Source organism: Corallincola holothuriorum (assembly GCF_003336225.1).
GTDB lineage: Bacteria > Pseudomonadota > Gammaproteobacteria > Enterobacterales > Neiellaceae > Corallincola > Corallincola holothuriorum.
Map to the genome: position 1 here is coordinate 271,637 of NZ_QPID01000005.1, position 14,284 is coordinate 285,920.

11 protein-coding genes are annotated in these 14,284 nt (G+C 50.6%); 4 read left to right on the forward strand and 7 right to left on the reverse strand.

Going from position 1 to position 14,284, the window contains the following annotated elements; translation table 11 throughout:
- Window positions 1-78 precede the first annotated feature (78 nt).
- The 3 genes from DU002_RS10380 (at window position 79) to DU002_RS10390 (ending at window position 3,032) form a co-directional block, all read left to right on the forward strand.
- Window positions 79-918, forward strand: coding sequence for an ion transporter (locus DU002_RS10380; protein ID WP_114338305.1), 840 nt, complete (start codon window positions 79-81; stop codon window positions 916-918).
- Window positions 919-969: 51 nt separating this feature from the next.
- Entirely contained in the window at window positions 970-1,776 is an 807-nt protein-coding gene (locus tag DU002_RS10385; protein WP_147271829.1) for a hypothetical protein, read from the forward strand.
- Between the two features lie 137 nt (window positions 1,777-1,913).
- On the forward strand, window positions 1,914-3,032 hold the full coding sequence (locus DU002_RS10390; protein WP_114338307.1) for a hypothetical protein: 1,119 nt from the start codon (window positions 1,914-1,916) through the stop codon (window positions 3,030-3,032).
- 29 nt (window positions 3,033-3,061) lie between these two features.
- Here DU002_RS10390 and argA read toward each other — a convergent pair whose 3' ends face one another.
- Window positions 3,062-4,381 (reverse strand): amino-acid N-acetyltransferase, encoded by a 1,320-nt coding sequence (gene argA / locus DU002_RS10395; protein ID WP_165419367.1) that lies wholly within the window; start codon window positions 4,379-4,381, stop codon window positions 3,062-3,064.
- A gap of 203 nt (window positions 4,382-4,584) precedes the next feature.
- Between argA and DU002_RS10400 the strand changes: the two genes are divergently transcribed.
- Window positions 4,585-5,334, forward strand: a complete 750-nt coding sequence (locus DU002_RS10400) for an AsmA family protein (RefSeq protein WP_114338309.1) — start codon at window positions 4,585-4,587, stop codon at window positions 5,332-5,334.
- A 147-nt stretch (window positions 5,335-5,481) separates the two neighbouring features.
- Here the strand turns inward: DU002_RS10400 and DU002_RS10405 are convergent, their stop codons facing one another.
- The 6 genes from DU002_RS10405 to focA form a co-directional block, all read right to left on the reverse strand.
- A complete protein-coding gene (locus DU002_RS10405; RefSeq protein ID WP_114338377.1) occupies window positions 5,482-5,904 on the reverse strand; it encodes a GFA family protein in 423 nt (140 codons plus the stop codon).
- 177 nt (window positions 5,905-6,081) lie between these two features.
- On the reverse strand, window positions 6,082-8,484 hold the full coding sequence (locus tag DU002_RS10410; RefSeq protein WP_114338310.1) for a YgiQ family radical SAM protein: 2,403 nt from the start codon (window positions 8,482-8,484) through the stop codon (window positions 6,082-6,084).
- A 156-nt stretch (window positions 8,485-8,640) separates the two neighbouring features.
- Window positions 8,641-9,330: a MaoC family dehydratase gene (locus DU002_RS10415; RefSeq protein WP_114338311.1), complete on the reverse strand. Its 690-nt coding sequence runs from the start codon at window positions 9,328-9,330 to the stop codon at window positions 8,641-8,643.
- Window positions 9,331-9,426: 96 nt separating this feature from the next.
- Entirely contained in the window at window positions 9,427-11,316 is a 1,890-nt protein-coding gene (locus DU002_RS10420; RefSeq protein ID WP_114338312.1) for a putative bifunctional diguanylate cyclase/phosphodiesterase, read from the reverse strand.
- 5 nt (window positions 11,317-11,321) lie between these two features.
- Entirely contained in the window at window positions 11,322-12,449 is a 1,128-nt protein-coding gene (locus tag DU002_RS10425; RefSeq protein WP_114338313.1) for an FIST signal transduction protein, read from the reverse strand.
- A 216-nt stretch (window positions 12,450-12,665) separates the two neighbouring features.
- Window positions 12,666-14,126, reverse strand: coding sequence for a formate transporter FocA (focA, locus tag DU002_RS10430; RefSeq protein ID WP_114338314.1), 1,461 nt, complete (start codon window positions 14,124-14,126; stop codon window positions 12,666-12,668).
- Window positions 14,127-14,284: the final 158 nt, after the last annotated feature.

Consider the following 14,284-nt stretch of genomic DNA (forward strand, 5'->3'; position numbering starts at 1 on the left):
GCAATGAGTTGGCGAAAGTAGTCGCCTATTTCGTTGTTTATTAAACTCAATTGAACTGACTTGAAGCCTACACTGCAAATGAATCTGCAATCTGCAAGAACCCAGCTGTTCGAGATTATTTTTGGCACACAAACCCGTGCTGGACGCTATTACGATATCAGTTTAATCATTGCCATCCTGTTGAGTGTCGTGGTGGTGGTGATCGATTCTGTTGAGGGATTCAACAGTGAGTTTGAATCCGTACTCTGGTCATTGGAGTGGGGCTTTACTCTGCTGTTTACCGCTGAGTACCTGTTGCGGTTGTGGATATCGCCGAAACCCTTGGCGTATGCCCGCTCTTTCTTTGGCGTGGTCGATTTGTTGGCCGTATTGCCGAGTTATTTGGCTCTGTTGGTGGCGGGCGCGCAGTACTTGCTACTGATCCGTTTGTTGCGTGTGTTGCGCATCTTCAGAGTGCTGAAACTGGTGCGCTATCTGGGTGAAGCCAATGTGTTGATCCGCTCTCTGGTGCAGTCAAAACGTAAAATTCTGGTGTTCTTTCTGTCTGTCGGTGTGCTGATCGTTTTGTTTGGCGCGTTGATGTTTGCTATTGAAGGGCCAGAGCATGGCTTTACCAGTATTCCGATCTCTATTTACTGGGCGGTGGTGACGTTGACCACAGTCGGTTATGGCGACATTTCACCACAAACGCCGTTAGGGCAGGCTGTCGCCGCATTAGTGATGCTCACTGGCTATGCCATTCTTGCAGTGCCGACCGGTATTGTGACCGCTGAGTTATCGACAGAGATCTTGCGCCAACGTAGCTTAACGCGTTGCACTCAGTGTGAGCGCGGTGGTCACGAGGCTGACGCCGAGTTTTGTAAATTTTGTGGCAGTGAACTGCCAGAGCCGCTGATAAAAGATAATCCCCACAGCTAGCGAGTGTGTTGCCTTACTGGTAAAGCTAGCTGACCATTAATTGGATAGATAATGACGTTAAATCTTATTTCGTATTGCCGACCTGCAATGACTGCCAGACTGACTGGCCTTTTGTTTTCCGCCTTGCTGCTTAGTGCCTGTGAGCCAGTCGCAGATGCATCGATCTATACGCCAGTGACGGCAACGGATCCTCTGGCCAGTCAGATGATCGAATGGGCCATGGTGTCTGGTATGAATGGTGAGCAAACATTAGCCGTGACAGAGGCTAATCGGCGTTTCTCCGGTTACTTAGCAGCAGAGTTTGGCACGCTGCAGGATGCCGAGTTGCGGGATCAGAATTTTTCGCTATTTAACCAGAAGATATTGGCGCACTACCTGAAAGGCGGCACTGCCCATCGTGATGGCAAAGTGACATTGTCGCAATGCGGCAACGTTGCTGATATCCAAGCAAAACATGGGGTGCTACCGGTGCGATACAGCATGTATGCCTGTTTTGCTGACAGTCCGGCATTTGCCAGTTGGGTATACACCATGTCTGCTGAATATATTGACCGCCACGGAAAGGTGGTTGCCGTCGAACTGCTCGGTGCTGCTGGGCGTGCGGAAGATAAAGCGACACTGGAGGATAAACAGGTTTGGTTTGCCGAGCTGATCCAGACCCGGCAAGCTTTTATCCGCAAGGCGCTATCGGCACTCAGTGCAGCGCAGCAACAACCGTTCGCGGAAAGCGCGATTGTCGCGGCTAACCTGAGTAAAACGGCTGTGTCGCTCTATGCTGCCACGCCAGATCAGGGTTTCCAAAAGCTCGGCGCAATAGTCTGTGAGCCAGCACATGGTTGCCAGTTGCAGGCTGAATAACCACTGTTAGAGGCTGAATTAGCAAAGCGTTATATCTAGCCTCTATTTATATCTAAAATGTCTAATGGATGGGCTCTCGCTCATCCATCTCCTGCCGATAACCTAGGTATCTCTATTGATGAAGTTAATTGATACCTATGACAGCCCTGATTCTCGATCGTTTGCAGACACAGTCGAGCCACTTTGCCTCCCGTGAGCAGTCACGGGAGATTGTGCGCCGTGGCGAGGGCCTGCCTGCGAGCAATCGTAATACCGCGCCACAGACTGCAGCACAGCCCTCGGCTGTGCAGGCGGGTTTGGCGAATGCTGAAGCCGATTTAGCACAACAACAAGCCCAGCGACTGGCTGCCAGTGCCAATCTCAACTCAGCTTCTTCTTTAGCCAACCTCTCTCTAATTAGCCCCGAAGCCAGCGATGCTGTGCCCGATCTAGACGCGTTGCCGCTGACTCCGGAACTGCGGGTGGCGGTGCAGATGATGGAAGCGCTGGCAGGACGTAAGTTTGAGCTGTTTGCCCTCGATCACCTACCGCAGCAATCCGCTGCGGCGGCCGGCTTCACCTATTCGGCACAGGCGCAGCTGTCCGTTGAGATGACCGCCCCCGTTGATGACACGCCGGTGTTGGTGATTGAGCGGGTGTCGGAGCAAGAGCGGATGAGTTTTAGTGCCAGTGGTCAAGTCACGTTGGCAAATGGTGACAGCCAGGTGTTCTCCGTATCCTTGATGATGGCCAGAGATCAGCAGCAAGTGAATCTGTCTGCGACTACTGCTGGTGCGTTGAAAGACCCGCTGGTGTTGAACCTGGGAGGCAATGGTGTGTCGCTCAGTGAGCAGAAACATGAAATAGATCTGGATGCAGACGGCGAAACCGAGTCTGTTGCCATGCTGGGGAAGCAGAGTTTTTATCTGGTGTTGGATAGCAACGGTAACGGTGAGGTTGATGATGGGCGTGAACTGTTTGGTGCGCTCAGCGGCAATGGTTTTGCTGATCTGGCGGCATTTGATGAAGATGGTAACGGCTTTGTTGATCAGGGCGACAGCGTGTTTAATCAGCTACGACTGTGGCAGCCACAGACAGAGCAATGGCTGAGTTTGGCCGATGTGGATGTGATGGCGCTGTATGTGGGCAGTGAAAGCACCCCGTTCATGCTGAAGGATAGCGACATGAGCTTACAGGGCGCGGTGAGGTCGACCGGATTTTTCCTGCGTAATGAGGGACCCGCCGGTACCTTGCAACAGATCGATCTGGTGGTGTGATCGACCTGACCTCAACATAACTGATTTTGTTAGATCTCCATTTTCAGGATCTTAGAGCGGCGCTGCAGGTTATACATCTGCTGTTTTTGCGGCGGTAGGTCGGACACATCGGCAGGGACAAAGCCATGCTCTAAGAACCAATGAATACTGTGCGTGGTTAAGGCAAACAGTGTTTCGATACCCATCCGTTTGGCTTTTTGTTGGATCATCCGTACCAGTTCTGTACCGCGGTCAGCAGAGCGGTATTCGGGATCCACGGCCAGGCAGGCCAGTTCACCGACATGGCTGTCTTCAAACGGGTAGAGGGCTGCACACGCCACCACTAAACCATCTCGTTCAGAAATGGTGAAACGGTCAATCTCCACCTCTAGCTGTTCCCGTGAACGGCGCACCAGAATCCCCTGTTTTTCCAACGGCCGGATCAGGTTCAAAATACCGCCAATATCATCAATCCGTGCCTGACGTACCTGTTCTGCAGGCTCAGTCACTACCTGTGTGCCGATACCCTCGCGAGAGAATAACTCCTGCAGGATCGCACCATCCACTTCACCACTAATTAGATGGCAGCGGGGCACACCGCTGCGGCAAGCCTTAATGGCTGCGAGCAGGAAAGGCTTGGCCGCTGAGCAGTTGGCTTTACCGTCGTCATAGCTTTGCAGCAGTGCTTCGGCTTCTGATGGCATCAGCTCGGCGATCACCTGACCATCGGGATCTAGTAACCCTTGGTCGGCGCAAAAGCCAATCACTTTATCTGCTTTGATACGGATGGCTATCTGTGTGGCCACCTCTTCGGCGGTCAGATTAAAGCTTTCGCCGGTAACCGATGCGGCGACGGGACCATGGATAACAATGGAGTTTTGATCGAGCTGACGGTTAATGCCAGCCACATCAATCCGTCGTACCTTGCCACTGTGACAAAAATCGATGCCGTCGATGACGCCAAGGGGTTGAGCAATCACAAAGTTGCCACTGACCACGTTTATCTGTGTGCCCTGCATCGGCGTATTGGCCAAGCTCATCGATAACCGCGCCATGATCTGTAGCTGCAGCGAGCCTGCCACGCCGGAGATAACATCCAACGAATCGGCGTCGGTAATACGGGTATGTTGGTGGTATTCGCAGGCAATTTTCGCTTTGGTGAGCGCTTCATCTATCTGTGGCCGAGCGCCGTAGACCAATACAATGCGGATCCCCAAGGTATTTAGCAGGGATATATCATTAATGATATTACGGAAGTTCTCGTGCTTGATCGCTTCGCCGCCGAGCATAATGACAAACGTCTTACCGCGGTGAGCGTTAACGTAGGGAGAGGAGTGTCGAAAACCATCGACCAGATCAGTTGTACGCACGTTTATCATATTCCGCTGCTAGTTTGCCGTTAAGGATAGATCGAACTTCAGGGGGATAGCTATCGACCTGAATGGGGTTTAATCAAAAACTCTCGATTTAACAAGCGACAGGGTACAAAAATTGGCGTTTTAAGGCTACTTATCGCTGACGATCTTCTATGATTAAAAGCGATATTTTTCTTTATGTTAGGGAGTAACAACAAATGAAAGTAGGTAAGTGGTTATTAGGGATCGTTGGTGTGGTGGTGATCGTCGCAGGGGTCTTGATATACGGCGTGTTGAGCAATCTCGACAGTATCGTAAAAACCTTGGTGGAAAAAGTGGGCAGTGACGTCACCAAGGTGGAAGTGACCCTTGATAGCGTCAATATCAAATTGACTGATGGACGGGGTGAATTGCAAGGGCTGACATTGGGCAATCCGACAGGTTTCGGCTCTGATTATCTATTTGACCTGAATGACATTGTGCTCGATATAGACCCGGCTTCGTTGACCAAAGATGTGTATGTCATCAATGAGATTAAGGTGGATGGTGCCAAGCTGATCGCCGAGCAGAAAGGTGGTAGCACTAACCTCCAAGCGTTGCTGAAAGGAATGCAATCCGGTGCGCAGAAACCGGCGGAACAACAGCCAAAAGAGAGCCAACCTGCTGAAGCTGGTGCCGATGTGAAACTGGCGGTGGAGAAGTTTACCCTGTCGAATAATGCCGTCACCCTGATGACCGAGCAGTTTGGTGAGCATAAGATCACCATGCCAACCATCGCCCTGACCAATCTCGGCAGTGCCAGCAAGGGTTTGACACCTGAGCAACTTACCTCGGAGATTGTTTCTCAGATTACCAAGCAAGTTGAAAAACGGGTGACCGAGGAACTGAAAAAATTGGCCGAAGAGAAAGTGAAAGAGAAAGCCAAAGAGAAGTTAGAAGGCGGTTTACTCGATAAGCTTGGCGGTTAATCTGCTATCTAGAGCTCAGATCCAATATGGGTCTGAGCTTGCTATATCTGTTCCAGACAGTGCGATATATTTTTAAGCGGTTATCACGAGAGCGACAAACCTTGGTGGTATAACCGACGAGCAATGCACTGTGTTTATATGAATACCTCAGCTGTTGCTCTCTTCTGTACAGCCCTGTGGAAATCTTTTGCAGTCGTCATCGATCACTAACCAGGAGACCTGGCTATCCGTGTGAATATGGTAGGTGGGTTGCACCTGACTGGGCTTATCTAACGTGGCGATGGTCATGGTGGTGTAATCGGGATGGCGGGTGTCGCGATAGGTGAGTGTCGACCCACAGTCAGGGCAAAAACCACGACGAACATATTCTGATGATGGGTATTCGTTGACCGTTCCCTTCGTCCAGCTGACCTGCTCGGTCTTAAAATCCATCCAACTGGCGACTACAGCACCAGTATGTTTTTGGCATTGGCGGCAGTGGCAGTGATCTGCGGCGAATGGCATCGCGCTTGTCTGATAACGGATAGCGCCACATAGGCAGCCGCCTTGGAGTTGGGTTTTATCTGTCATTATCTCGTTGCTCGCCATAGTCCTGCTACTAATTATCGGTGGTTGATGCGCCGCTTTATCATCAGGTTAATTTCGACAAAGCGGAGTGAAATTGCAACAGTAAGATGGGTAATGACTAAAAAGCCCCCGCGAACGGAGGCTTAATATTGTTAGTGCTAGGGCTGATCAACGGCGCTCCTAGCGCGGACGCGGGGCGCTCTTTCCTTTTTGGCCCACTTTGTTCCGTGGAGTAGGGCGCGCACCGCTTTTGCTCTGACCTGCTTTAGTTTGACCTGCTTTAGCTTGGCCGCCTTTGCCATTGGGGCGGTTTGCTTCATTGCCGCCGTTGTGACGACCTTTTTGTGCCTGCTTACCAGATGCCTTTTTCTTACCGGTGCCGCGTTTGGGCTGTTCATCATGGCTGCGTGCACCTAGTGGCTGGTCGCTACTAAAACGGGTTAAGCCGCGTTGTGATGGTGCAGGGCGATTTCTGCCACTTTGGGCTTTTTGTCCGCCGTCTACGGACGCTTTACCACCACGGCTAGTGTGCGTGGCGGGCGCGACAAGGTGGTTGGGGCCGTTACCAATCAACTGGCTTAATCCCATGTTCTTCAACCCTTCACGGATCAGATCGGCATTTTCCGGTGCATGATAACGCAGCAGGGCACGGTGGAACTTACGCTGTCTGCCTTTCTTGGCTACGGGGATCTTGCCTACCTTGTGATTCACTTTATGCAGCGGATCCACTTCGGTGTGATACATGGTGGTGGCATTGGCTAAAGGCGATGGATAGAAGTTTTGCACCTGATCCAGCTTAAAGCGGTTCTGTTTTAGCCACAGCGCCAGGTTCACCATATCTTTGTCGGTGGTGCCGGGATGCGCGGAGATAAAGTAAGGGATCAGATACTGCTCTTTGCCTGCTTCTTTCGAGTACTTGTCGAACAGCTCTTTAAACTTGTAGTAGGTGTCCATGCCCGGCTTCATCATCTGTTTCAGCGGGCCCTGCTCGGTATGTTCTGGGGCGATCTTCAGGTAGCCACCGACATGATACTTGGCTAACTCTTTCACATAGCGTGGATCTTCTACAGCCAGATCATAGCGGACACCGGAAGCGATCAGGATCTTCTTGATCCCTTTGATATCGCGGGCACGACGATACAAGTTGATGGTCGGTGTGTGGTCGGTATCCATGTGGTGACAGATATCCGGATAAACACAGGAGAAGCGGCGACAGGTCTGTTCTGCTTTTGGGCTTTTACAGTTAAGCCGATACATGTTGGCGGTAGGGCCACCAAGATCGGAGATCACGCCGGTAAATCCGGGGACCTTGTCGCGGATCTCTTCGATCTCCTGAACAATCGAATCTTCAGATCGGCTTTGAATGATGCGCCCTTCATGCTCGGTGATGGAGCAGAATGAACAGCCACCAAAACAGCCGCGCATGATGTTGACTGAGGTCTTAATCATGTCGTAAGCGGGGATCTTCGCTTTGCCATAACTGGGGTGGGGGATGCGTTGATAAGCCATGCCAAACACCCGGTCCATCTCGTCGGTGGACAGCGGATAAGCTGGTGGGTTAACCCACACCCAGCGATTGCCAGCTTGTTGAAACAGTGCGCGAGCACAGCCGGGGTTGGTTTCCTGATGCATTACCCGAGAGGCGTGGGCATAAAGGTACTTATCTTCCGCCACCCGCTCATAGGCAGGCAGTTTGATATAGGTGTATTCCCACGGTTTACGTTTATCTGCTTTGGCATTAAACGGCATCACAGTGATCGCCTGTGCCGTCTCCGGTGCCGCCGCTTCTTCGGCAGCAGACTTTTCGCTGCAGGTGCTGACATCCTCCACCTGATAAGGATTCGGCAGTGGATCTATTTTTCGCAGGCCATCGAGATGGGTGGAGTCTAAGCCTGACCAGCCTTCGAGCGGTTGATTACGCAGCACCGCGGTGCCACGAATGTCCTGCATATCACTGATGCTTTTCCCTTCGGCAAAGCGGTGTGCAATGTCTGCCAGGGGGCGTTCTGCATTGCCGTATACCAGTAAGTCTGCTTTGGAATCAAACAGCACGGATTTGCGGACTTTGTCTGACCAATAGTCGTAATGGGCGATGCGGCGCAGGCTGGCTTCAATGCCGCCGATGACAACCGGTATGCCTTTATAAGCTTCTTTACAGCGTTGGGTGTAAACCGTGACGGCACGATCCGGACGTTTACCGCCTTCGTTATTGGGCGTGTAAGCGTCGTCATGGCGGAGTTTACGATCGGCGGTATAGCGGTTGATCATCGAGTCCATGTTACCCGCGGTGACACCGAAGAATAGATTCGGTTTCCCCAGCGCCTGGAATGCGTCTTTGCTGGTCCAGTCTGGCTGGGCGATAATCCCCACTCGAAAGCCTTGAGACTCCAGCATTCGGCCAATCACTGCCATGCCGAAGCTAGGATGGTCGACATAAGCATCGCCAGTGACAATGATAATATCGCAGCTATCCCAACCGAGGGCGTCCATCTCTTTCTTGGACATAGGAAGAAACGGAGCCGTGCCATAGCATTCGGCCCAGTACTTGGGATAGGAGAAAAGTGGTTGTTCAGCGTGCTGCATTTAATACTCTCGAAAACCGGCACCGGGCCGTTTGGGGCGCGAATTATATCAGCTGGTGAAAAAATGTTCAGCTAAAGCTTATGTTTCGGTGTTTGGCCGACACAACAACAAAGCGGAGGCTCGAGAGCCTCCGCTTATCACAAAATATGATTGAAATTAGAAATAGAGTCGAACGATAGATTCAGCCACACATGCAGGGCGGCGACAGCCTTCGATCTCGATGGTGATCTCTTTAGTTAGTTCTAGTCCGCGCTTGATCGGTTCGATTTTGGCTAAGCGGGTACGTGCGCGCAGCTTGTTGCCTACCTTCACCGGATAGGGATAGCGAACCTGATTAAGGCCATAATTTACCGCCATCTTAGCGGTTGGGTACATTGGCTCATCCGGATTCACGCTTTCTGTTAATACTGGCAATAAAGAAAGCGTTAAAAAGCCATGGGCGATGGTGGTCTTAAAAGGTGATTCTGCCGCAGCACGTTCAGGATCTGTGTGGATCCATTGAAAGTCCATAGTGACTTCGGCGAACTGATCGATCCGTTGTTGATCGATTTCCAGCCACTCGCCCACATGGATCTCCTGGCCAATATGGTTGGATAACTCGATTAACAGTGTTTGTGCTTCAGGGTGTAAAACAATCGCTTTCGGCTGAGCTTCTGCGTTGTCGTTAGCGAGTGGACGGAGTGGGTGTTCTCGTACCCAGGAGGCCAGTTGGGTATTGTTCGCTTTATTTAAAAACTCAGTCCAATAGTCACGGATTGTGGGCGAGATCCATTCCTTTAATTGAAACTGGTGCTGTGCTTGCGCCAGGATCTCGCTTTTCTTTTTTATGAAGTCGACGACTTTCATCCGCGTTTACCTTGTTTTTAAAACCGTGTCACAGGGACGTATTTTAGCTGATACAGCCCCCCGATGGGAAGCCGTGGTCTGAGCAGTGCAGTCTCGCTATGAATTCAATGCTTCATAAAGGCGGTTAATATGTTCCGGTTGCAGGAAGTTCTCGACCAGTTCTGCAGGCATCGGGCGACTGAGCAGATAGCCCTGCACCTCGTCACAGTTCGCATCTGCTAGGATCGACAGCGTATGTAGGTCTTCAACCCCTTCCGCCACTACCATAAAGTTGAGCGTATGTGCCACGGAGATAATGGTTTTAATAATCTCCAGATCTGAAGGCGAATCATGCAGCGCGGCGACAAAGCTTTGATCGATTTTAAGTGTGTCTGCTGGCAGTTGGCGTAGGTAATTCAGGCTGGAATAGCCAGTACCGAAGTCATCAATCGCTACTTTAACCCCCATGGCGCGCAGCGCTTGCAACACAGAGATGGTTGAGTCGATATTTCCGATCACCATGCTTTCGGTGATCTCTAACTCTAATAATCCAGGGGTGATATGAAATTCATCAAGCAGTGCTTGTACTTGCGCCAAAAAGTCTTCTTGATAGAGCTGCTTTACAGACAGGTTAACTGCCATACCGATAGTGGCATGCCCCAGTTCACGCCAAAGGGCTAACTGTTGGCAGGCCTGGCGCAGCACCCACTGACCAATCTCTAAGATGAGATCACTCTCCTCGGCCAAGGGAATAAACTCACCGGGAGAAATAATGCCATGCTCAGGACAGTGCCAGCGCACTAAGGCTTCAAAGCCGATGAGGCGCATCCCTTTGGTATGGATCTTGGGTTGGAAGTAGAGCTCTAAGTTGTTGTCACTTACCGCGTTGCGCAGGCGAGATTCCAAAGACAAGCGGTGTAACGCTTGTGCTTCCATCTGCGGTTGAAAGCTGGCCGCGGTATTTCGTCCTGCCGCTTTGGCTTGATACATCGCCATATCGGCTTTACGGATCAGGTCATCGACGGTGGTTGCGTGGCGGGGCGAGAAGGCGATACCGATGCTGGTGGATATCTTAATCTGTTCGTTTAGCTCTTCAAATGGCGCGGCAAGGGCATTGAGAATTCGCTTGGCAATAGCATCGGCTTCGCTTTCAGCGTTAATACCGTCGAGCAGAAGTACAAATTCATCGCCACCGAAACGTGCCAGGGTATCCTGTTCCCGCAAGCACTCTGTAATGCGCTTTGAAACAGTGCATAGGAGCTTGTCTCCAGATTCATGGCCGAGCAGGTCGTTGACGTCTTTAAAGTGGTCGAGATCCAAAAACAAAACCGCGAGGAAACTTTGTGAGCGTTTCTTTTTCAGTAATGCTTGTTCAAGGCGATCGACAAACAGTTGCCTGTTGGGCAGACCGGTCAAAGCGTCGTGGCAAGCTTGAAAGCGGATCTGCGCTTCTTTGCGCTTTAACTCGGTGACTTCGCGAAAGCTCCACACCCGACCTGAGAGTTCGCTATCAATTATCTTTGGACGCGAGCAGTACTCCAGATAACGGGCATCTTTTAGGCTTAACACCCCGGTTAACTCAGCCAGTGGATTATCTTCAAGTGCATGCAACATGGCATACAGATCACCTGGTATCTCTAGCTGGGCGGCTAGCGTATCCAGCAGCACAACTTCATTCTGTTGTGAGGGATCTTTCGCGACGATGCCAAACAGGTGTGTCGCCGGTTGGTTGTATGCTAAGTAGTTGCCCTGACGATCGACAACGATAACGGCATCCTGGATCGCATCCAGAGTAATATTGAGTGTGGCAACACGACTGGAAAGTTGGGCGTTCTGCTCGACCAGCTCTGCAGACATTAGTTCGAGCGAGCGCTCAACCAGTGCTCGGTCTTCATCATTCTGTTCGTAGGCTTGTTCGACAGTGACAAGTAGTTGCTGGATCTGTTCGGGCAACTCAGTCAAATCAATATTGGCACGCTTTAGTTGGCGTGCCAGTAGTCTATGCATCTTGGCTACAGCTCAGTTATCGTTGTGATTGTCATGGTTTGGTTATGCAATGCGCAGTCTCCGGTTTCTACTACTGGAGACAGCTCACCATAAGAGTAGAAGCCGCATTGTACAGTATTTGCCCCAAGCAATTCTTTGACGGCTTCCACTTCTTCTTCAATACGCTGTTTCAAAACCATTTTTCGGCCTACGCAACTGACTAATATCGCCAATTGTGGCGAATGCTTTAGCATTTTTGAGGTGGCTTGCGCGGCGCCGGTCGCGCCATCGATCAGGCGATCGAAATTGGCTTTCATTAGTTGTGCATAACAGCCTTGCGGCATATCACCGGCAAAAGTCATGCTTTGTTCTTGTTCATTGATGCCAAGAATGGTGCGGACCACCGCGGGTTGATCTTCATCGACCTTTACACTGAGCGGAAACAGCAAGCCAGAGGCGGGCAGGTCAGCAGCATACTCGCCAAGGTATTTCTTATACAAGGTTAATGCCGATTGCCCATCAAGTTGCAGCAATACATTATCTTTCGCCGCAGTGATCTTGCGTGGTGGGCCAAAGGGATCCCAGCCGCCTAACGAGCCATGGCCGACTTCCAGTCGATCACCATATAAGCCGACGGCGATGACTTGGTTCTGATGGACCTGTTCATTGTGCCAGGTATAGGTGGCTGCAAAGCGGTCGCCATCTCCAGCCAATCCACCACTGACTAAACATCTGTTTGCTAAAACTGTGGTTAAACCGCGAGCCAGAGCGGTGCCATTAATATTGATCCCCTCAGAGAAAACTAAGGTGTGTTTTAGCGCCGTCAAATCAAGCTGCTTAGCCAGTTGCTTGCCCATGGTTTCACTATCAAGGGCGCTGGTATGCCGTGCCGACACCACCTTACAGCAACTGTGCTGTAGGTGTATCGCGGTTAATGACAGGCTGTCATCTGCAACGCTTATGTCACTGATTTCACCAGCGGTACTACAGCCGACGAATTCGGCATCAGGAAAGCATTTATGCAGCAGCGGATACTGTTGCCGGTAACTTTGTTGAGTGCCAAAGACCAACACCAATTCAGCATCCGGTAATGATTTCTCATTGATTGGGGCTGACCAGCTATCGTTAACAAAATTGGCTTGGAAAAGCTTCATCTACAAATGACCGAAAACGGGATGGTTTATGAAGTGTAGCTTTTTCATTTTATTATCGTTATGTCAGCAGACAACAATCACTCTGATGATCCTGCCCAATACTATTTTGTTTGTTGCGAAGTGGCGCTTTAACTTGGCTGTGGCTACTCAGCGGCTAAAACAATAAATGGCTTCAATCCAGAGATTGAAGCCATTGTTTATTATTACGCTTTGGCGTTAGGCTGCCTGATGGGTCACTTTACTGTGCAGTGAATCATCCTTGCCGCCGCAGGCTTTGAAAAAGGCATACATGATGTCGGTACGGCTGATGGTGCCGACTAATACCCCATTCTCAACCACTGGGTATATCTTCGGGCGGCTCACATCTGCTTCAGCTAAGCGCTCTTCTAGTGATTGCGCCTTGTAGCTTAAAACGAAGCCGCTATCGGTCACCGGGTAGACCTTCTCACGGTCAACCGAGATAAACTCAGCCAGTTTAATCAGGCAGTCGCCCGGCGCTACGGTTGCCACTTCACGACGCATGATGCTGCCAACTGTTTTTTCTGCACTGAGTTCGTAATCCGCTAACCAGAGTTCACGCAGTAGATCATGCTCAGAGATAAAGCCTACCAGCTGATGATTGCTGTTAACCACTGGCATACCTGTCTGGTGGAGGCTGAGCATCGCTGTCAGTGCATCCATTAAGTTGGTGCTTTCAGTCAGGCTGGCAGTAGGAGCGTGCATAAATTCTTTAACTTGAAGAGTGACATTGCTGTTTTTCATGATGGTAGTTCCTTTAATTTTGTCTAAATGATTTACTATTTTTGATTCAGATTTGAGTGTTGGACGACGGTAAATTCCCCAGTAGGTCAGGCCGACAAACATGGCGCCGCCGATGATGTTGCCTAGGGTGACCGGAATGAGGTTGTTGAAAATAAAGTTGCTGAATGTCAGGTCACTGAATGCTTGCGCAGACATGCCTGTTGCAGCCCAAAAGTCTGGGCCTGCACCTGATTTAATCGCTATAGCCAGCGGTACCATGAACATATTGGCAACGCAGTGTTCGAAGCCTGTGCTGACAAATAGAGCCACTGGAAGCACAACCAATAACGCCTTAGTGAGCACATCTTCACTGCTGAATGTCATCCAGATACCGAGACAAACCAGCATGTTACAAAGAACCCCAAGGGCAACGGCCTGACCAAATCCATGATGTAATTTGTGTTGTGCGATCTGTAGGGCATTCACCCCCCACTGGCCACTGTCGAGCATGTAGAGCTTGGCGCTATAGACCAAAGCCACCAGTACTAAAGCACCGACAAAATTGCCCAGATAGACACGCCCCCAACAAGCCAATTGCTGACGATGAGAGATGCGCTTACTGGCACGTGCAATAGAGGTGAGCACGGTGCTGGTGAACAGTTCGCCGCCACAAATGACGATCAGTACGAGGCCAATGCTGAAAGCAAAGCCGCCAACCAATCTAGATAGTCCCCACGATGCTTCGTGATTACCTGTGGTCACGGTAATGTAAAAGATAAAGGCTAGGCCAATGAAGATGCCCGCTGTCACGGCAAGGGCGATGGAAGTGGCTGGTGCTTTCACCACTTTTTTGTATCCATACTGCTCTGCTGTTTGGGTCATCCTCTCCGGCAGCTCTAAGCCAGCGGTTTCAGATTTGTTCTCGATAAGTTTCATCTGCTGCTCGTCGCCTCCTGTAAAGTCATACTGTTTCTCCAAGGTTTGATAAGTGCCGTTACCGCAGTGCTGTGGTGACCGGCCTAATCAAATTAGGCGGAAATCAATCAAAAGAAAAATTGATAATTTATGTGATATGGTTAAGCTAAATTGATATC

Coding starts and splice junctions, on each gene's coding strand:
- DU002_RS10380 (WP_114338305.1), top strand. CDS start 79: ATGAATCTGCAATCTGCAAGAACCCAGCTGTTCGAGATTATTTTTGGC.
- DU002_RS10385 (WP_147271829.1), top strand. CDS start 970: ATGACGTTAAATCTTATTTCGTATTGCCGACCTGCAATGACTGCCAGA.
- DU002_RS10390 (WP_114338307.1), top strand. CDS start 1,914: ATGACAGCCCTGATTCTCGATCGTTTGCAGACACAGTCGAGCCACTTT.
- DU002_RS10400 (WP_114338309.1), top strand. CDS start 4,585: ATGAAAGTAGGTAAGTGGTTATTAGGGATCGTTGGTGTGGTGGTGATC.
- DU002_RS10405 (WP_114338377.1), bottom strand. CDS start 5,904: ATGACAGATAAAACCCAACTCCAAGGCGGCTGCCTATGTGGCGCTATC.
- DU002_RS10410 (WP_114338310.1), bottom strand. CDS start 8,484: ATGCAGCACGCTGAACAACCACTTTTCTCCTATCCCAAGTACTGGGCC.
- DU002_RS10415 (WP_114338311.1), bottom strand. CDS start 9,330: ATGAAAGTCGTCGACTTCATAAAAAAGAAAAGCGAGATCCTGGCGCAA.
- DU002_RS10420 (WP_114338312.1), bottom strand. CDS start 11,316: ATGCATAGACTACTGGCACGCCAACTAAAGCGTGCCAATATTGATTTG.
- DU002_RS10425 (WP_114338313.1), bottom strand. CDS start 12,449: ATGAAGCTTTTCCAAGCCAATTTTGTTAACGATAGCTGGTCAGCCCCA.
- focA (WP_114338314.1), bottom strand. CDS start 14,126: ATGAAACTTATCGAGAACAAATCTGAAACCGCTGGCTTAGAGCTGCCG.